Origin of the sequence: Rossellomorea aquimaris TF-12, assembly GCF_001648555.1 — a bacterium.
Taxonomy (GTDB): Bacteria; Bacillota; Bacilli; order Bacillales; family Bacillaceae_B; genus Rossellomorea; species Rossellomorea aquimaris.
The window spans coordinates 1-17,482 of sequence record NZ_LQXM01000003.1; the positions used below are offsets into that span (position 1 = coordinate 1).

The 17,482-nt window shown below is 39.1% G+C and carries 19 protein-coding genes, 11 tRNA genes, 1 rRNA gene and 1 pseudogene; 30 read left to right on the forward strand and 2 right to left on the reverse strand.

The window, feature by feature from the left end:
- From IQI_RS01015 to IQI_RS01025, 3 genes and pseudogenes are all read left to right on the forward strand, one after another.
- Positions 1 to 526, forward strand: a pseudogene (locus tag IQI_RS01015) (UV DNA damage repair endonuclease UvsE); the annotation flags it as partial.
- Between the two features lie 73 nt (positions 527 to 599).
- Positions 600 to 1,079 (forward strand): PH domain-containing protein, encoded by a 480-nt coding sequence (locus IQI_RS01020; RefSeq protein ID WP_064091065.1) that lies wholly within the window; start codon positions 600 to 602, stop codon positions 1,077 to 1,079.
- Positions 1,072 to 2,526: a PH domain-containing protein gene (locus tag IQI_RS01025; protein WP_064091066.1), complete on the forward strand. Its 1,455-nt coding sequence runs from the start codon at positions 1,072 to 1,074 to the stop codon at positions 2,524 to 2,526. Before IQI_RS01020 ends, IQI_RS01025 begins: the two co-directional genes overlap by 8 nt.
- A 40-nt stretch (positions 2,527 to 2,566) precedes the next feature.
- Here the strand turns inward: IQI_RS01025 and IQI_RS01030 are convergent, their stop codons facing one another.
- The gene (locus IQI_RS01030; protein ID WP_064091067.1) at positions 2,567 to 3,154 is read right to left on the reverse strand and encodes a rhomboid family intramembrane serine protease; all 588 of its coding nucleotides are present in this window, start codon (positions 3,152 to 3,154) and stop codon (positions 2,567 to 2,569) included.
- Positions 3,155 to 3,275: 121 nt separating this feature from the next.
- Here IQI_RS01030 and acpS point away from each other — a divergent pair, with 121 nt between their 5' ends.
- The 14 genes from acpS to IQI_RS01100 all read left to right on the forward strand — a co-directional run bounded on the left by acpS (position 3,276) and on the right by IQI_RS01100 (position 14,864).
- Positions 3,276 to 3,626 (forward strand): holo-ACP synthase, encoded by a 351-nt coding sequence (gene acpS, locus IQI_RS01035; protein ID WP_064091068.1) that lies wholly within the window; start codon positions 3,276 to 3,278, stop codon positions 3,624 to 3,626.
- A 231-nt stretch (positions 3,627 to 3,857) separates the two neighbouring features.
- The gene (locus tag IQI_RS01040; protein WP_064091069.1) at positions 3,858 to 4,871 is read left to right on the forward strand and encodes a LolA family protein; all 1,014 of its coding nucleotides are present in this window, start codon (positions 3,858 to 3,860) and stop codon (positions 4,869 to 4,871) included.
- A gap of 497 nt (positions 4,872 to 5,368) precedes the next feature.
- Entirely contained in the window at positions 5,369 to 6,568 is a 1,200-nt protein-coding gene (gene alr / locus IQI_RS01045) for an alanine racemase (RefSeq protein ID WP_064091070.1), read from the forward strand.
- 129 nt (positions 6,569 to 6,697) lie between these two features.
- Positions 6,698 to 6,979 carry a CopG family ribbon-helix-helix protein gene (locus tag IQI_RS01050; protein ID WP_032085355.1) on the forward strand — a complete coding sequence of 94 codons (282 nt, stop codon included), beginning with the start codon at positions 6,698 to 6,700 and terminating at the stop codon, positions 6,977 to 6,979.
- A gap of 4 nt (positions 6,980 to 6,983) precedes the next feature.
- A complete protein-coding gene (gene ndoA, locus IQI_RS01055; RefSeq protein ID WP_006838214.1) occupies positions 6,984 to 7,334 on the forward strand; it encodes a type II toxin-antitoxin system endoribonuclease NdoA in 351 nt (116 codons plus the stop codon).
- Positions 7,335 to 7,731: 397 nt separating this feature from the next.
- The gene (locus tag IQI_RS01060; protein WP_064091071.1) at positions 7,732 to 8,562 is read left to right on the forward strand and encodes an RsbT co-antagonist protein RsbRA; all 831 of its coding nucleotides are present in this window, start codon (positions 7,732 to 7,734) and stop codon (positions 8,560 to 8,562) included.
- Entirely contained in the window at positions 8,559 to 8,915 is a 357-nt protein-coding gene (locus IQI_RS01065) for an STAS domain-containing protein (protein WP_034763058.1), read from the forward strand. The genes IQI_RS01060 and IQI_RS01065 overlap by 4 nt, the downstream gene beginning before the upstream one ends.
- Positions 8,916 to 8,917: 2 nt before the next feature.
- Complete coding sequence (locus tag IQI_RS01070) at positions 8,918 to 9,319, forward strand: anti-sigma regulatory factor (protein ID WP_064091072.1); 402 nt, start codon at positions 8,918 to 8,920, stop codon at positions 9,317 to 9,319.
- A 10-nt stretch (positions 9,320 to 9,329) separates the two neighbouring features.
- Entirely contained in the window at positions 9,330 to 10,340 is a 1,011-nt protein-coding gene (locus IQI_RS01075; RefSeq protein WP_064091073.1) for a PP2C family protein-serine/threonine phosphatase, read from the forward strand.
- A 76-nt stretch (positions 10,341 to 10,416) separates the two neighbouring features.
- Positions 10,417 to 10,749: an anti-sigma factor antagonist gene (locus tag IQI_RS01080; protein ID WP_064091074.1), complete on the forward strand. Its 333-nt coding sequence runs from the start codon at positions 10,417 to 10,419 to the stop codon at positions 10,747 to 10,749.
- A complete protein-coding gene (gene rsbW, locus IQI_RS01085; RefSeq protein WP_064091078.1) occupies positions 10,749 to 11,216 on the forward strand; it encodes an anti-sigma B factor RsbW in 468 nt (155 codons plus the stop codon). Before IQI_RS01080 ends, rsbW begins: the two co-directional genes overlap by 1 nt.
- Positions 11,194 to 11,991, forward strand: coding sequence for an RNA polymerase sigma factor SigB (sigB, locus tag IQI_RS01090; protein WP_064091075.1), 798 nt, complete (start codon positions 11,194 to 11,196; stop codon positions 11,989 to 11,991). The genes rsbW and sigB overlap by 23 nt, the downstream gene beginning before the upstream one ends.
- Positions 11,991 to 12,587: a PP2C family serine/threonine-protein phosphatase gene (locus tag IQI_RS01095; RefSeq protein ID WP_064091076.1), complete on the forward strand. Its 597-nt coding sequence runs from the start codon at positions 11,991 to 11,993 to the stop codon at positions 12,585 to 12,587. The genes sigB and IQI_RS01095 overlap by 1 nt, the downstream gene beginning before the upstream one ends.
- Before the next feature lie 114 nt (positions 12,588 to 12,701).
- Positions 12,702 to 14,864, forward strand: coding sequence for a Tex family protein (locus tag IQI_RS01100; protein WP_408006810.1), 2,163 nt, complete (start codon positions 12,702 to 12,704; stop codon positions 14,862 to 14,864).
- Between the two features lie 54 nt (positions 14,865 to 14,918).
- On the opposite strand, the gene cmpA is transcribed toward IQI_RS01100, so the two are convergent.
- On the reverse strand, positions 14,919 to 15,032 hold the full coding sequence (cmpA, locus tag IQI_RS20465; protein ID WP_156509811.1) for a cortex morphogenetic protein CmpA: 114 nt from the start codon (positions 15,030 to 15,032) through the stop codon (positions 14,919 to 14,921).
- A gap of 104 nt (positions 15,033 to 15,136) precedes the next feature.
- Here cmpA and IQI_RS01105 point away from each other — a divergent pair, with 104 nt between their 5' ends.
- The 13 genes from IQI_RS01105 to IQI_RS01165 form a co-directional block, all read left to right on the forward strand.
- The gene (locus IQI_RS01105) at positions 15,137 to 15,628 is read left to right on the forward strand and encodes a SprT family protein (RefSeq protein WP_408006812.1); all 492 of its coding nucleotides are present in this window, start codon (positions 15,137 to 15,139) and stop codon (positions 15,626 to 15,628) included.
- 126 nt (positions 15,629 to 15,754) lie between these two features.
- A tRNA-Asn gene (locus IQI_RS01110) sits at positions 15,755 to 15,829 on the forward strand.
- Positions 15,830 to 15,836: 7 nt separating this feature from the next.
- Positions 15,837 to 15,927 (forward strand) — tRNA-Ser (locus IQI_RS01115).
- A 16-nt stretch (positions 15,928 to 15,943) separates the two neighbouring features.
- A tRNA-Glu gene (locus IQI_RS01120) sits at positions 15,944 to 16,015 on the forward strand.
- A 77-nt stretch (positions 16,016 to 16,092) separates the two neighbouring features.
- Positions 16,093 to 16,169 (forward strand) — tRNA-Asp (locus tag IQI_RS01125).
- A 76-nt stretch (positions 16,170 to 16,245) separates the two neighbouring features.
- Positions 16,246 to 16,320 (forward strand) — tRNA-Gln (locus tag IQI_RS01130).
- Positions 16,321 to 16,325: 5 nt separating this feature from the next.
- Positions 16,326 to 16,401: transfer RNA gene (locus tag IQI_RS01135), tRNA-Lys, on the forward strand.
- A gap of 40 nt (positions 16,402 to 16,441) precedes the next feature.
- A tRNA-Leu gene (locus tag IQI_RS01140) sits at positions 16,442 to 16,523 on the forward strand.
- A 73-nt stretch (positions 16,524 to 16,596) separates the two neighbouring features.
- A tRNA-Leu gene (locus IQI_RS01145) sits at positions 16,597 to 16,682 on the forward strand.
- A 21-nt stretch (positions 16,683 to 16,703) separates the two neighbouring features.
- Positions 16,704 to 16,780, forward strand: a tRNA-Arg gene (locus IQI_RS01150).
- 60 nt (positions 16,781 to 16,840) lie between these two features.
- A tRNA-Pro gene (locus IQI_RS01155) sits at positions 16,841 to 16,917 on the forward strand.
- Between the two features lie 15 nt (positions 16,918 to 16,932).
- Positions 16,933 to 17,006, forward strand: a tRNA-Gly gene (locus IQI_RS01160).
- 101 nt (positions 17,007 to 17,107) lie between these two features.
- Positions 17,108 to 17,482: ribosomal RNA gene (locus IQI_RS01165) — 16S ribosomal RNA — on the forward strand; the annotation flags it as partial.

A 17,482-nucleotide genomic window follows, 5' to 3' on the forward strand; every position in this document is an offset into this window, starting at 1 on the left:
CATTGATCCCACTCACCGGTGTGTGCTTCATGTTGGAGGAGCTTATGATGACAAGGAGAAGGCATTGGAGCAATTTATACATAATTGGGCTTTGACCCCTGTTTCACTTCAACGAATGATTATGTTAGAGAATGACGATACGGTGTTTAGTGCAGCGGATGCTTTATATCTTTGTGAGAAGCTGGGGATTCCTCTTGTATTCGATTATCATCACCACCTTGCATACAACGAAAGGGATTGGAAGTTGGATTGGGATCGAATTGTTCAGACGTGGAGTCAATCTCCGTTATCTGTTAAAATGCACATTTCGAGTCCCCGCTCACCTGAAGAGTTTAAAGCACATGGAGATACAATTGATTCAAAGATGTTTTTAGATTTTTTACATGGGATAAAAGAAACCGTTGATCAAGTTGATTGTATGATTGAAGCCAAGTGGAAGGACGATGCCCTATTTCAATTAGTTGAGGACTTGAAAGAAGTTACAGAGGTTAAGTGGATAGACAAAGCTTCGTTTACCATTGAATGAAATTATGAAACCCATCCTGTTCCGAAACGTAAATATAATGTAAGATTTATACATAGAGTAAGGGGGGATTGGTGTGAGCGTTGAGTCACTAAAGAGGATATCGCCAAAAGCGTTGAAGGTCTGGAAGCTTTATGGGTTGTTTCAAACTCTTGGGTTTGTGGCAGTAGCCATAGCAGTCATTGTATTGTCATACTTATTTAATTGGCCAACATGGATGATCGCAATCGCTATAATCGTTATCATCCTATTTACATATTTATTGGTGTTTTTAATACCGACCATGCGGTGGAAAAGGTGGAGGTATGAAGTAAGAGAGCAAGAAATTGAGCTTCAAAGAGGAATCTTCATTGTAAAAAGAACGTTGATACCAATGGTAAGGGTACAGCATGTAGACACGGTGCAGGGTCCTATTTTGAAAAAGTACCATTTATCAACGATCACAATCTCAACTGCAGCGACTGTTCATGAAATTCCTGCATTAGATACAGGGGAAGCGGATGAATTGAGAAACTCGATTTCATTACTTGCAAGGGTGGCAGAAGAAGATGTCTGAGCATAAGCGTTTACATCCTATTTCGGCTGTTGCAAGCTTTGTGAAACAATTAAAAGAATTGATAATACCCTTTGTCTTAATATTTGTGCTGAATAATAATGGGGAAAAAAGCGGTTTTTGGGATTACATTCCTATATTATCCATAGTGGCAGTACTTGTGTTTGTATTAGTTGCAGGAATAGTGAAATGGCTTCGATTTACTTACCGATTGGAAGATAGGGAACTCAGAATTGAATACGGTCTTTTCGTTAAAAAGAAACGGTATATTCCTTTTGACCGTATCCAAAGCCTGAACTTTTCAGAAGGTATTCTTCATAGACCTTTTGGATTAGTGAAGGTGAAGGTTGAAACAGCAGGCTCTTCAAATCCGAGAGAATCTGAAGCTGAATTGACGGCTATTGTAAAAGAAGAGGCTCTAGAGCTTGAAAAGATTATTTATAGTGAAAAGAAGGGACGTGAAATACCTGAAACAGAGACTCAGGATACTGCCGAGAAAGGTAAAATCTTATTTAATATGAGTCCTAAGGATATCTGGGTTCTGGCCACGACTTCTGGTGGGATTGGTGTTATTTTATCAGGTGTTTTCGTGTTCTTTTCGCAATTCAATGAGCTGATACCGTATGAAGCGGTATATGAAGAGGTAGCGGTATTTATTAAAAGTGGTATTTTCATCGTCTCGATTCTTTCATTTGTTTTATTAATCGTTGCTTGGCTTCTTTCAATTGCATGGACCTTTATTATTTATGGAGAGTTCAAGGTGAAGATCGTCGATGAAAACATTGTGATCACTCGAGGGTTACTGGAGAAAAAGCAGGTAACCGTCCCGCTAAATCGCGTGCAGGGAATACGTGTTGTAGAGAATCCGATCAGACAGCTGTTAGGCTATTGTACGGTTCAAATTGAAAATGCTGGAGGCTCCGTTTTAGATAAGGAGAGCACAACGATTAAGCTCTTTCCTCTTGTGAAAAAGAAGAGAATTGCTGACCTGTTGGATGGGATATTCCATGATTATAGAATTGTTAGTGACTTTAAGAGACTTCCAAAGCGCTCATTAAAAAGGTACGTTTTTAGAAGAACGATTTGGATTCTCATTCCGGGAACCATTGTGACCATTTTGTATTTCCCGCTTGGTGCCCTCAGTTTCCTAAGTGTCATTCCCCTTAGTGTCCTTGGGTATTATCAATATCGGGCAGGTGGATGGAAGGTTGACGGTACTCAATTGTCCTTGCAGTATAGAGGGTTCTTGAAAAACACCATGTATATGAAGAAAAATAGGATTCAATCCCTCGATACGAAAGAAAGTTGGTTTCAATCGAGAAAAAATTTAGGGAGTCTGGTCACCACGGTGAAGTCAGGTGGAACTGGGTATTCAAGCGCTATTCACGATTTAGAAAGAGACGATATAAAAACCGTTGCATCATGGTTTTCGTATAATCAATCCATATAAAAAGGGTGGCCCACTATTAGAATGGGCCACCTTTTATCTTTCAGTATCTTTTGCCAGAAATCCATCCAATAATAAATCCACCAAGTAACCCAAAGATATGGGCGGTAATGTTGATACCGGACTGCATGAATGTCATCACGACACCAATGACTACAATAGGAAGGATGATTTGGCGACTTTCTCTCGTGATAAAGTGATTTTTTAGCATAATCATGGCAATATAAAACCCGAACAAACCGAAAATAGCTCCTGATGCTCCCACATGACTGTAAGTAAGGGGCTTTAAAAGATACGTAATGATATTAGCGAAGATACCACTTGCAAAATAAAGACCAATAAATTTTAATTTGCCTAAGTATTTTTCTAAAGGCGGACCGAATAAGACAAGGGAAAATGAGTTGAAGAGTAGGTGAGCAAACCCGATGTGAACAAATATGGGAGTGATCAACCGCCACCATTCTCCTTCTTTAATAAATAAATTTACACCAGCCAGCTGTTCATACACCCACATTTGGGGGAAAATAGGAAGAGAACTAACAAGGAAGAGCAATATATGAATGAAAATAATGATAGATATAATGGGGTATTGTCGCAAAAACTGTGAAAAACTTTCTGTACGGACAAACATGTTGTACCCTCCAGCAAACAATTTTATAAGATAGTTATATAGTATATGAAAAGGCGAAAAATAACGAATCATTCGTATTATTTATATGCTTAAATGGACAAGAATAGAAGGAGATTTACATATGATTAAAGGAATTGGATTAGATATTATTGAAATCACCCGCATTCAAAAAATAGTGGAGCGTCAGCCTAAGTTCATAAATAGGATTCTAACCTTAAAGGAACAAGAAGCATTGTCCAGACTAACACAACAACGGAGAGTGGAGTATATTGCCGGGCGATTTGCTGCAAAAGAAGCTTTCTCCAAAGCAAATGGTACGGGTATCGGAGAAGAGCTTTCATTTCTGGATATTGAAATCAGTAAGGATCAGAATGGAAAGCCTTATTTTTCAAAGCCAACCGGCCTAAAGGCTCATTTATCTATCACCCATAGTAAAGAATTTGCAGCTGCACAAGTCATAATAGAAGAATAAAAATATTCTCTGCTTGTCATCTTCACTAGCATAATCCCTAAGGTTGTCTCATATATTCAGTAGTGCAATAGGAGAGACAAGGCTAGTTATTTAACAATCGCGGTTCTTTGATCAATTTCCATTGAACACGAGTGTGAGGAACGGGGCATTCTATAAGAATCGTCCATTCTTAAACGGCTAGCTTTCCCCTCTCTCATTTACGTTTATCCTGAGACAAAAGGGGTTGAAAAAATGAAGAAAAAGCTAGTTGTACTAGTGATGGCCATGTTAGCAGTGCTTATGCTGGCTGCTTGTGGTGAAAAATCGAAAGAAGATGTAACGAAAGATTTAAAGGCAAAAGTAGAGGATATGAAAGGGTATAAGGCAGACGCAAAAATGACGCTTCAAGTGGGAGAAGAACCCCAAACCTATGATGTTGAAGTGTGGCATAATGACCCTAATTATTATCGAGTAGCACTGAAAAACGCAGCGAAGGATCAAAGTCAAATGATTCTGCGTAACGATGACGGGGTATTTGTCTTAACTCCAGCCCTCAACAAAAGCTTCCGTTTCCAAAGCGACTGGCCAGAAAACAGTAGTCAAGCGTACCTCTATGAATCTCTTGTTCAAGATGTATTGAAAGACAAAGAGGCTACATTTAAAGAGACGAAAGACCATTATATCTTCAATACAAAAACACGCTATCAAAATAGTCAAATGCTTCCAACTCAAGAGATTGCCTTCAATAAAAAGGATCTTTCTCCTGCGTCGGTTAATGTAATGGATGCTGACCAAAACTCTCTTGTGAAGGTTGAGTTTTCCAAAATGGATATGAAAGCGGCATTTGACAAAAAAGACTTCGACATGAAGAAAAATATGACGGGTGCTCAACTTGAAGTTCCTGTGACGGCAAGTGTAGAAGATAAAGAGTTTACGGTTCTGTACCCTATGTCAGAAATTACGGGTACGCAGTTAGTGGAAGAGAAGGAAGTAGCCACTGATACCGGTAAACGAGTAATCCTAACGTATGACGGTGAAAAATCCTTTACGATTGTTCAAGAGAAAACAACATTCGTTCCAACTATGACTGTTTCAACATCCTTAAAAGGTGAACTGGTTGATCTAGGGTTCACAGTGGCAGCCATGACTGACCGCTCCATCACCTGGACGAATAATGGTGTAGACTACATGCTGGCTTCTAATGATTTAACACCATCTGAGATGGTGATGTTAGCTCAATCAGTACAAGGTTCCATGGTAAAATAATTCTCACAAAACGGGGCGAGCCTAATAGGTTCGTCTCTTTTCTTGCTTGAACGGTGTGATGCTCATTTTTTTGCAAAATTCATTTCTTAAAGATTGTTGCTGTTGTTTGAAAAGAGTGGAGTAGTTTTTACAGCAAGGTGCTCACTTTCATAGGGGAATGAGTTGAGTCTCCTTCTTAATATAGACTAATATAAAGGCCTTACTCGTTTAAAGAAGAACATTTTCAAAGTGCAGCAATCATTTTTTGCCAACATAAACCTTTATCCAGACAAAAGATAACATTCTACATATAAATAATTGTACGAGCGTATCAACAGTCTTTCCTACTGATTCTTCAACAATGAATGATTGCTTGAAATTGAATCAGCCATTTGCCCCTATCGTTTTTCTTGATAGAAATAATTGTATTTGACACAATAGAGGCATAGAGGAATAATCAATGGTATTCTTGAATAGAATGACAATGTTTTGTGCATAGATATGAGGAAGTGAAAAGTGTGGAAACGCAGACGCAATTTTTTCGAGATACTTGGGCGGAAATAAATTTAGACAATTTATATGAGAACGTAACAAACATTCGAAAACACATTCCCCAAGATGTGAGAATGTTTGCAGTGGTAAAGGCGAATGCTTACGGTCATGGAGATGTTCAAACGGCCTTAACCGCTTTGGAAGCAGGAGCACATGGAGTGGCGGTGGCTTTCTTAGACGAAGCCCTCTCCTTAAGGAAAGCTGGAATTCAATCCCCTATTCTTGTACTGGGAGCTACACGTCCAAAAGACGTAAAGATGGCTGCTGAACAACAAATCTCGCTAACTACTTTTAGTCAAGAATGGCTGGTAGAAGCAGAAAAGCAATTGACAAAGGAAGACTCACTACACCTACACATTAAATGTGACACTGGGATGGGTAGGATAGGTGTGAGAACCATAAAAGAATTAAAAGAGATAGAGAAATGTATCGCAACCCATTCAAGTTTTGAATTAGAAGGAATCTTTACTCATTATGCAACAGCTGATGAGCTAAATGATGCTTACCTTGAGCAACAGCTAAAAGTATTTGAAGAAATGCTTCAATCATTAGATGAGCTGCCACCATATATCCACTCGTCTAATAGCGCTGCAACGTTAAGGAAGCCGAATACGTATTTTAATGCTGTTAGGGTTGGGATTTCCATGTATGGACTTTCTCCATCTGCAGAGGTGAAGCCTGAATTACCCTTTCCTCTAAGGCCGGTATTCTCTCTTCATTCCAGACTCATTTCCACGAAGGAGCTTTCAGCTGGAGAGAAAATAAGCTATGGAGCTACTTATGAAACAGGTGAGAAGGAATGGATTGGAACGATTCCAATCGGATATGCTGACGGATGGCTGCGTAGACTTCAGGGTCAACATGTCATTGTAAACAGCAAACGTGCTCCGATAGTTGGTAGAATATGTATGGACCAATGTATGATAAGTTTACCGGATCCATTAACACCTGGATCGAAAGTAACTTTAATTGGAAAACAGGGTCAAGAGGAAATTACAATGGATGAAATCGCTCAAAAGCTCGACACGATTAATTATGAGATTCCATGTATTATCTCAACCAGGGTACCTCGAATCTATTTAAGAAACGGAGAACCAACGGAAGTTTCCAATAAACTCTTATCTTCCAATATAGATGCGGAAAATAGAAATCCTCAAATCCCATGAATAAATAATATTTTAAATGGTGGATAATAGAAGAGATTGATAAATTGTCTTTTCATTCCCACTATTTGATGGTATGATAAATATGTTAATGAACGAAACGGTATGTAGTGATTGGTGGAGGTGTAGTTTGTGTCTGAATCCAGCGCAACAACAGAAATCTTAATTCGTCTACCGCAACAGCTCGTTACAGAATTAGACGGCTTTGCAGATCAAGAAAATGTGAATCGCAATGAGTTTATTTATCGTGCAACAAAAATGTATTTACGAGAGCGTAAAAAGAGACAATTACGTGAATCTATGAGACGCGGCTATATGGAAATGGCTAAAATTAATCTCGCGATCGCTTCTGAAGCGATTCAAGCAGAATATGAGGCAGAACATACAGTCGAACGCTTAGTAAGCGGAGGTTAATCCTTTGATTGTTAAGCGTGGTGACGTATATTTTGCAGACCTTTCACCTGTTGTCGGATCAGAACAAGGCGGAGTTCGGCCGGTACTGGTTATTCAAAACGATATAGGAAATAGGTTCAGTCCCACAGTTATTGTTGCGGCTATTACTGCACAAATTCAAAAAGCTAAACTGCCTACTCATGTTGAGATTGATGCGAAACGTTATGGTTTTGAACGTGATTCTGTTATCTTGCTTGAACAAATTAGAACGATTGATAAACAACGTCTTACCGATAAGATTACACACTTAGATGACGAGATGATGGAAAAAGTGGATGACGCCTTACAAATAAGTGTCGGTTTAATCCAATTTTAGCTTGATCTCTTCAATGTGTGAAACGATTATCACGTTACAAAATGGGACGAAAATAACTGCAAACCAGAAGGCTTACTGATCGACAAAATAAAGATCAATAAGCCTTTTTGTTTTGTGTTTTTTAAGGAATATAAGGACAAATGACCCCCTTGATACAAGCTATATAATGTAAATATAATCAATTTTATGACAAATCCCTTTCAACAATTTATAATGGATAAAGTAATTGTGAAAACATCATAAGCGATAGGCTTTTTCAAATAGGTATTTATTTGTTACAATTATAATGGGATATAATTATTTTGTAATGAAAGAATCAAATTACTTTAAAGTTTGATTACAGCTTTATGAGTTAAGTATGATTATAAATTTCATATGATAGAATGGGGAGAATTAAATGTTTACTGAAGTCACGGATTATATTCAGGATAATAAGTCAGATATAACCGGCATCTGGATGGAGCGAATGAAAGAAGAAGCAGATGAGAAGTTTCTTCAGGTCGTTTCTAATCAGGTTTTTACTAAGACAAGCCATGAGTTTGTTGAAATGATTGCGGCTAGCTTAAGAGATTCTAATGAGTTCACAACTAGATTAGAGGACTTTGCTGAAAAAGTCGTCCGACTGGGATGGCCTCTGACGTTTGTGACTACTGCTTTAAGTGCTTTCGGAAAAGTAGTTTATGAAGGAATGACGAAAGACGGGATCATTACTCAAGAAAACCAATCTTCAAAGATAGAAGAATTCGATAAATGGCTAACGCCTATGTATAACAAGGTGATAAGCGCTTATACAGAGTCATGGGAAAGAACGGTTTCCTTGCAAAAGATTGCGTTGCAAGAGTTATCGGCACCTTTGATTCCTGTTTTTGGAAAAATTTCTGTTATGCCTTTAGTTGGAACCATTGATACAGAAAGAGCCCGTTTAATAATGGAGAACCTGCTAAATGGCGTAGTGAAACATAGAGCAGAAGTAGTGTTAATTGATATAACGGGTGTTCCGGTAGTCGATACAATGGTAGCACACCATATTATTCAGGCGGCAGAAGCTGTCAGACTGGTAGGAGCTAAATGTATGCTGGTGGGTATTAGACCGGAAATCGCCCAGACGATCGTTAACCTTGGAATTAATTTAAATCAATTTAGTACAAATAGTACATTAAGAAAAGGAATCGAAAAAGCTCTTGAAATGACGAATAGACAAATTGTTTCAACGGAGGGATTAGAGTGAGAATACCAATTTTAAAGCTGCATGACTGTCTGTTGATTTCCATTCAATGGGAGTTGGATGATCAAACAGCCCTTCAATTTCAAGAAGATCTTTTGCAAAAAATACATGAAACGAGTGCGAGAGGCGTAGTAATTGATATCACGTCTATCGACTTTATTGATTCATTTATCGCAAAAGTTCTTGGAGACGTTATAAATATGTCAAGGTTAATGGGAGCAAAGGTAGTTATTACTGGTATTCAGCCTGCAGTAGCCATTACGTTAATTGAGCTTGGTATCAGGTTAGAGGATGTCCTAACCGCTTTAGACTTAGAAAAAGGTCTAGAGAAATTACAATTGGAACTGGGGGACTAGGAATGGATAGCCAATCCTGCGTGAAGATCACGAATGAATGGGACATCGTTGCTGCCCGCCAGTTAGGTAGAAATGTTGCGAAAGAGCTTGGCTTTGGAACCGTGGACCAAGCCCGTATCACTACTGCTATTAGCGAATTAGCACGTAATATTTATCTTTATGCTGGTCATGGTCAAATTTGTATTGAAAAGCTATTTGACGCCGGTAAAAAAGGTGTGCGAATCATTGCTATTGATGATGGACCCGGAATTAATGATATAAGAAAAGTAATGGAAGATGGATATTCCACATCAGGTGGATTAGGAGCAGGTTTGCCTGGTGTTAAACGATTGATGGATGAGTTTAACGTCGAGTCTGTTCCAGGAGAAGGAACAGATATCAGGGCGACTAAGTGGCTCCGTTAGGGGGAGTTATATGAATTTCAGAGATTTAATGGATTCAAAATATAGAGAGATAATAGAGAATTACCTGAATGAACAAGACGAAAAAGCCCTTTATTTAGGGCAGAAATTTAGTCGTAAATCAATAGAACACCATATCTCACCTGAAGAAATTATCAGTCTTCATAAAAGTGTCATATTAGAAATGGAACCAGATTTACCGCATCATGTTCTGCATTCCTTTGACATTTTATTAGAAGTGATGATCGGGTATGGCTTTGCCTATAGAGAACATCAAAGCTTAAGAAGTAAACAGCAGGAACTAAATAATGAAATAGATGTCGCCTCGAATATGCAGCAGACTCTTCTTGGGACAAGCATACCAACTGTTAAAGAACTTGCTATTGGTGCTGTCAGTGTTCCTGCTAAAAAAATGAATGGTGATTACTATCACTTTGTGCAAGATGAAAATGATAGTGTCAGTGTGGCCATTGCTGATGTTATAGGGAAAGGTATACCTGCAGCTCTTTGCATGTCCATGATTAAGTATGCCATGGACAGTTTACCTGAGTACCGACACGAACCATCGGCAGTATTAGAAAGCTTAAATAGAGTTGTGGAACAAAATGTTGATGCCAGCATGTTTATTACAATGTTCTATGGTGACTACAATCCGAAAACTCATTTGTTCTCATATTCGTCTGCAGGACACGAACCAGGGTTTTATTTCAATGCAACTTCAAATGAATTCGAAGATCTTGATGCAAAAGGCCTCCTGCTAGGTGTAGATAAAAAGGCGAAGTATAGACAGTATGAGAGAAGGGTTGAAGTTGGAGATCTGATCATTTTACTTTCCGATGGTGTAACAGAATGCCGAACGGAAGAAGGGTTCTTAGAACGAGAAGACTTAGTACAATTGATCAGTAAATATCATCACCTGCCTCCTCAGGAAATTGTTAATAATGTATATAAGCAACTTGAAAAACTTCAGCATTTTGAGCTTCGTGACGACTTTACTTTAATTATTATAAAAAGAATTTCCTAAAAGTTGTTTACACTTCAATCATATAGGGTAAAAGAATATAGACTTAATATAATGTAAATTAAAAGGTGGTCTTTTTATGAACTTATCCATAGATTTGAAAGAAAAAGAGAACGAGCTTCTTGTTAAAGTAGCAGGAGAAATTGATGCATATACAGCTCCAAAACTTAAAGAAACTCTTCAACCCTCTGCTGAAGTAGATAATCAAAATATCACGATAGACCTTTCCGATGTATCCTATATGGACAGCACTGGATTAGGAGTATTCGTAGGTATATTCAAAACCGTAAGTGCTCGTGGAGGTCAACTGAATTTAGTTGGACTATCCGATCGTTTACAAAGGTTGTTTGATATTACAGGTTTAGGGGATATTATGAACATTAATTCCAAAGTAGAAGGTGGAGTGGAATGATGCAAGCATTTGATTACATCGAGATGAAAATCCCTGCTAAACCAGAATATGTAGGGGTTATTCGTTTGACACTTTCAGGAATAGCCAGCCGTATGGGCTTTGATTATGATGCAATTGAAGATTTAAAGATTGCTTCAAGTGAAGCGATTACCAACGCCGTTCAACATGCGTATAAAGATAATGACGGTGAAGTAGTGGTAGGCTTTGCTCTTTACGAAGATCGCCTAGAAGTAATGGTAGCGGACCATGGAGAAAGCTTTGATTTTAAAACGATTCGAAGTGCTGTCGGACCATATCACGCGGATCATTCTGTAGAATTTCTAAGAGAAGGTGGGTTGGGTCTTTACCTTATAGAGAGTCTTATGGATGACGTAAAGGTGCATCATCAAGAGGGAGTGACGGTCTTTATGACGAAGTTCCTTTCGGGAGAGCAGGTGGAGAAGGATGAAAAAACTATCTCAACCTAATCAACAAGCACAAAAAGAAAAGGTACTTCAATGGATTAAAGATTACCAAGAAAATCAGGATGATGATGCCCAAGGCCAGTTGGTCTTGCATTATCAGAACCTTGTCGAGTCCATAGCAAGAAAATATTCAAAAGGAAGATCTTTTCACGAGGATATTATTCAAGTCGGAATGATTGGTCTGCTAGGAGCAATAAGAAGATACGATGAATCCTTTGGAAGGTCGTTTGAAGCTTTTGCCATTCCAACGATTATTGGAGAAATCAAACGATTTCTTCGTGATAAAACGTGGAGTGTGCACGTACCTAGAAGAATTAAAGAGCTAGGACCTAAAATTAAAGCAACCGTTGAGGAGTTGACGAATCAATTAGAACGTTCTCCTCAGGTTAATGAAATAGCCGAATATCTAGAAGTCAGTGAAGAAGAAGTATTAGAAGCGATGGAAATGGGTAGAAGTTATCAAGCGTTATCAGTGGATCACTCCATTGAAGCTGATTCTGAAGGAAGCACAGTCACCATATTAGATATAGTAGGTGATCAAGACGAAGGATATGAAAAAGTAAACCAGCGTCTTGTTCTTGAAAAAGTCCTTCATGTTCTATCTGACAGAGAGAAATCTATCATTCAGCATACTTATCTTGAAAACCTGAGCCAAAAAGAAGCTGGAGAAAAACTCGGAATTTCCCAAATGCATGTTTCGCGATTGCAAAGAAGAGCTATTAAAAAGCTGCGTGAAGCTATCCAGGAAGAAATGTTCGATTCGGAGAGTCATTATTAATGCCTTATCTCCAACAAAATGAAATAGAACTGTACGCAGAACAAGTATCGAAAAATGATAATCCATATTGTGGTGATAGCTACTACTATATGTCTACAAATGATTACTTTATCTGTGTTTTGGCTGATGGTTTAGGTAGTGGTAAGTTTGCGTATGAATCCTCTCATGTTGTCGTAGAAATTGTTGAAAAACATCATCACGAAGATGTAGATACGATTATGCAACTGTGTAATGATGCCCTTCAGAAGAAGCGTGGTGCAGCAGTTGCCATTATTAAAGCGTATTTTCATTCAAAGGAATTTGTTTATAGTTGCGTTGGAAATATTCGCTTCTATATGTATTCCCCAGAAGGCAAAATGACTTATCCCTTACCAGTAACAGGGTATCTGTCAGGAAGGCCTCAGGTATATAAAACTCAGAGGTTCAGCTACGATACGAATTCTCGATTCCTTATTCACTCAGATGGATTAAATATTTCAGGAGTAAAGAATATTCTACAGAGGTATCCGACATTACGTGGAGCTCTAAGTGATATTCAATCCTTAGTCGATGGTACTGCAGACGATACAACGTATATTATAGGAAGCTTACTCTAAGATTTGGGGTAAGCTTTTATTTTTTGTCTATCTTCTTCAGAATTTGCCTTTTCTTCGTTGAATTAAGACTGTGGTAAGATGAAGTGAGAATCATTTTAGATGGAGGTTATATTTGTGGGAGCAACTTTAACAAGTCAAGAACATTTAATGCAGAGAGTTTCTAAAGAACTAAACTTATCCAATAAAAACGTAAAAAATGTTATTTCATTGCTTGAAGAAGGAAATACAGTACCATTTATCGCTCGTTACCGGAAAGAGCAAACGGGTGCATTGGATGAAGTTCAAATTCGTAATATCATGGATAAATGGGGTTACCTTCAAAATTTGGAACAAAGGAAAGAAGAGGTTCTTCGTCTTATTGAAGAACAAGGGAAGTTAACTGATGAACTATCGGTAGCAATAAAAAAAGCAGAAAAACTGCAAATGGTGGAAGATTTGTATCGTCCATATAAACAAAAAAGACGCACAAAGGCGACAGTGGCGAAAGAAAAAGGACTGGAGCCCCTTGCAGAATGGCTTTTAACCTTCCCAACTTCTGGAGACGTAAAGGAAGAAGCATCTAAATATTTATCAGAAGAAGTGCACTCCATTGAAGAAGCTTTAGATGGAGCGAAGGATATTATAGCAGAACTGATTTCTGACGAAGCATCTTATCGAGAATACATACGAAACAACACCTTCAGAAAAGGGTTAATTGAATCCAAGGTAAAAAAAGAAGAATTAGATGAAAAGAAAGTTTTTGAAATGTATTATTCCTACCAAGAGCCTGTCCATAAGGTTGTCCCTCACCGAGTCCTTGCTATGAATCGTGGGGAAAAGGAGGACGTACTAAAAGTAAATATTCAACCTGATGCAGAGGGGATACTAGACTTTTTAATAAAGCAAGTAATCAAAAACCCTCGCTCCATTTCAGTGCAATTCGTCAAAGAAGCGATCGAGGATAGCTATAAAAGATTAATTCAGCCATCCGTTGAAAGAGAAATACGAAATGAATTAACAGATAAGGCAGAAGATCAAGCAATCCATATCTTTTCAGAGAATTTAAGAAAGCTATTACTGCAACCACCTATGAAAGGCAAGATGGTATTAGGTGTGGATCCGGCTTACAGAACAGGGTGCAAACTATCTGTCATCGATGAAACAGGTAAAGCTCTTGATATAAATGTGATTTACCCTCATCCACCAAAGTCTCAGCGGTCAAAAGCTGAAGAAATAATGAAAAAGATTATAAGTAAATATGACATAGAGGTAGTGGCTATAGGGAATGGTACGGCTTCTAGAGAAACAGAGCAATTTGTCGTTGACGTATTAAAGGAAGTCGAGAAAGACATTTTTTATTTGATTGTGAACGAAGCGGGAGCGAGTGTTTATTCAGCATCGGAAGTCGCTAGAGAAGAATTCCCTGACCTGCAGGTAGAGGAAAGAAGTGCCGTGTCCATAGCTAGAAGACTACAGGACCCTTTAGCGGAACTGGTGAAAATCGACCCCAAATCTGTTGGGGTGGGTCAATATCAACATGATGTCTCTCAAAAGAAACTAAACGAGTCGTTAACATTTGTTGTTGAAACAGCAGTTAACCAAGTAGGAGTAAATGTAAACACTGCCTCTTCTTCATTATTGCAGTACGTAGCGGGGCTATCCAAGACGGTTGCCAATAATATTGTGAAGAAAAGAGAAGAAGAAGGAAAGTTTCAATCCAGAAATCAGCTGAAAAAAATCCCAAGACTCGGAGCGAAAACCTACGAGCAATGTATTGGATTCTTAAGAATTATGGACGGCAAAGAAATTCTCGATCGCACCCCTATTCACCCAGACAATTACAGCGAGGTTAAGAAGCTTCTGGAAAAAGTTGGCTTTGATACAAATGGAATCGGAACAGAAGAACTAAAACAGGCATTTTCTCAAATCAATTTAGAAGAAGCATCAGAAGAACTCGGCATTGGTAAATTAACGTTGAAAGATATTATTGATGCATTAATTCGACCAGGAAGAGATCCTCGAGATGAGTTCCCAAAACCCTTACTGAAAAAAGATGTCTTGAAATTGGAAGACTTAACAGAAGGGATGGAGCTGCAAGGGACTGTTCGAAACGTGGTGGACTTTGGTGCTTTTATTGATGTAGGTGTAAAACAAGATGGTCTTGTTCACATCTCTAAATTAAAGAATGGGTTTGTAAAACACCCTTTAGATGTAGTTTCAGTAGGAGACGTTGTCACCGTTTGGGTTGATAGTGTAGATGTTCAAAAAGGTAGAGTCGCCCTAACGATGATTCAATAATAGGAAGAAGGAAAAGCTGACTAGTTAGAATTAGTCAGCTTTTTCATGTATAAATTAGGAACAGTTTTTCTTACGATAAAAATACCAGCACTGATTAAGGAGTTTAATCTGATATCTGTTTTTCTCAAAATAAGCTTTCCTCATTTGATTAACGAGCCAATTTGGCATAAGGATACCTCCTTATCCTCGACGAAGTGAAATCCGAGTTACTTAAACGTGTCTAAACGGTAAGGGTGATATATAGTGTATGCTATAATAGGTTGTCATGTTCAATGAAGAAAGAAGGATTTCAAATGACAAATGAAGAGCTGCAGCTACTTGTAGAAAAAATATCAAACGATTTCTTTTATAAGCCCTTCCTTCACAAAGCATTCTTTAATCCAAGGCTGAGAACGACGGGTGGAAGGTATATGTTGAAAAGCCATAATATAGACATCAATCGTAAATATCTGGATGAGCATGGTGTATCTGAATTAATCGGTATCATCAAACATGAGCTATGCCATTATCACCTTCATATAGAAGGAAGAGGATTTAAACATAAAGATCAAGACTTTAAGAAGCTTCTTCATAAGGTAGGAGGTTCAAGGTATTGCACGACCTTACCTAATCAAAAACAGAAGCAAACCTATTTAATCTATAACTGCTCAAAGTGTAGTTTGGAATTTAGACGAAAAAGAAAAATCAACACGAAAAAATATGTTTGTGGACGATGTAAAGGAAGTCTGGTTTTTAAGGAGAAAATCGTCTTTGTTACAGATTGAAAAAGTTCAATAATGAGGTATTCCATTTGTGAAAAAGTCTCTTAAAATGGTTGACAAGTAATACCTGAGTAATTATAATCTAAAGAGTCGATAAGACAAACCAAATAGCGTTAGATTACTTCACGTTCCGCAGTAGCTCAGTGGTAGAGCTATCGGCTGTTAACCGATCGGTCGCAAGTTCGAATCTTGCCTGCGGAGCCATTTTTATGGAGAAGTACTCAAGTGGCTGAAGAGGCGCCCCTGCTAAGGGTGTAGGTCGGGCAACTGGCGCGAGGGTTCAAATCCCTCCTTCTCCGCCATTACAATTATTAGCGTGGCCCGTTGGTCAAGCGGTTAAGACACCGCCCTTTCACGGCGGTAACACGGGTTCGAATCCCGTACGGGTCATTTTTTTTGATTTATTTTAAGATTGAGAGCGAATGCTACAGCAAATTAATGATAGTTATTTGCTTTCCAAAAACTTTGGTCCGGTAGTTCAGTTGGTTAGAATGCCTGCCTGTCACGCAGGAGGTCGCGGGTTCGAGTCCCGTCCGGACCGCCAGATTTTTTCGAAAAAAAGGTTTGACTTTAAAAAGTGTATCGTGTTAATATATAAACCTCGTCACTTTTTAGAACGATGGGCTATAGCCAAGCGGTAAGGCATCGCACTTTGACTGCGACATGCGTTGGTTCGAATCCAGCTAGCCCAGCCACTTACGAGCCATTAGCTCAGTTGGTAGAGCATCTGACTTTTAATCAGAGGGTCGAAGGTTCGAATCCTTCATGGCTCACCATTGATATTTGCAAAAGCAAAATATCTTGCCATTTATACATGCGGGTGTGGCGGAATTGGCAGACGCACCAGACTTAGGATCTGGCGCCGCAAGGCGTGGGGGTTCAAGTCCCTTCACCCGCACTTTTGAAAAGATTATAAAAAAGTATTGACATAATAAAGAATCCTCGATATAATAATGTTTGTCGCTTAAAACGCGGTCGTGGCGGAATGGCAGACGCGCTAGGTTGAGGGCCTAGTGGGGGCGACCCCGTGGAGGTTCAAATCCTCTCGGCCGCACCAAAAACGTCATTACAACATACTGCGCCCGTAGCTCAATTGGATAGAGCGTTTGACTACGGATCAAAAGGTTAGGGGTTCGACTCCTCTCGGGCGCGCCATCTTATTTCCTTTCTACAAGCGAGTGCAGAAATACTTTAAGAAATACATATACTTCTAACCGGGAAGTAGCTCAGCTTGGTAGAGCACTTGGTTTGGGACCAAGGGGTCGCAGGTTCGAATCCTGTCTTCCCGACCATTTCAAATTTAATATGCGGGTGTAGTTTAGTGGTAAAACCTCAGCCTTCCAAGCTGATGATGAGGGTTCGATTCCCTTCACCCGCTCCAATTATACCATTGAAACATTGAACCTTGAAAACTGAACAAAACAAGACAAAACGTCAACGTTAATTCTAGATTTACAAGTAACACAAGAGCTATTCAAACTTTTATCGGAGAGTTTGATCCTGGCTCAGGACGAACGCTGGCGGCGTGCCTAATACATGCAAGTCGAGCGGATTGATGGGAGCTTGCTCCCTGATATCAGCGGCGGACGGGTGAGTAACACGTGGGTAACCTGCCTGTAAGATTGGGATAACTCCGGGAAACCGGGGCTAATACCGAATAATTCATTTCCTCGCATGAGGAAATGTTGAAAGGTGGCTTTTAGCTACCACTTACAGATGGACCCGCGGCGCATTAGCTAGTTGGTGAGGTAACGGCTCACCAAGGCGACGATGCGTAGCCGACCTGAGAGGGTGATCGGCCACACTGGGACTGAGACACGGCCCAGACTCCTACGGGAGGCAGCAGTAGGGAATCTT

Coding starts and splice junctions, on each gene's coding strand:
- IQI_RS01060 (WP_064091071.1), top strand. CDS start 7,732: ATGTTTACTGAAGTCACGGATTATATTCAGGATAATAAGTCAGATATA.
- IQI_RS01095 (WP_064091076.1), top strand. CDS start 11,991: ATGCCTTATCTCCAACAAAATGAAATAGAACTGTACGCAGAACAAGTA.
- IQI_RS01075 (WP_064091073.1), top strand. CDS start 9,330: ATGAATTTCAGAGATTTAATGGATTCAAAATATAGAGAGATAATAGAG.
- acpS (WP_064091068.1), top strand. CDS start 3,276: ATGATTAAAGGAATTGGATTAGATATTATTGAAATCACCCGCATTCAA.
- IQI_RS01105 (WP_408006812.1), top strand. CDS start 15,137: ATGAAGAAAGAAGGATTTCAAATGACAAATGAAGAGCTGCAGCTACTT.
- rsbW (WP_064091078.1), top strand. CDS start 10,749: ATGCAAGCATTTGATTACATCGAGATGAAAATCCCTGCTAAACCAGAA.
- IQI_RS01040 (WP_064091069.1), top strand. CDS start 3,858: ATGAAGAAAAAGCTAGTTGTACTAGTGATGGCCATGTTAGCAGTGCTT.
- IQI_RS01070 (WP_064091072.1), top strand. CDS start 8,918: ATGGATAGCCAATCCTGCGTGAAGATCACGAATGAATGGGACATCGTT.
- IQI_RS01080 (WP_064091074.1), top strand. CDS start 10,417: ATGAACTTATCCATAGATTTGAAAGAAAAAGAGAACGAGCTTCTTGTT.
- IQI_RS01030 (WP_064091067.1), bottom strand. CDS start 3,154: ATGTTTGTCCGTACAGAAAGTTTTTCACAGTTTTTGCGACAATACCCC.
- sigB (WP_064091075.1), top strand. CDS start 11,194: ATGAAAAAACTATCTCAACCTAATCAACAAGCACAAAAAGAAAAGGTA.
- IQI_RS01025 (WP_064091066.1), top strand. CDS start 1,072: ATGTCTGAGCATAAGCGTTTACATCCTATTTCGGCTGTTGCAAGCTTT.
- cmpA (WP_156509811.1), bottom strand. CDS start 15,032: ATGCCAAATTGGCTCGTTAATCAAATGAGGAAAGCTTATTTTGAGAAA.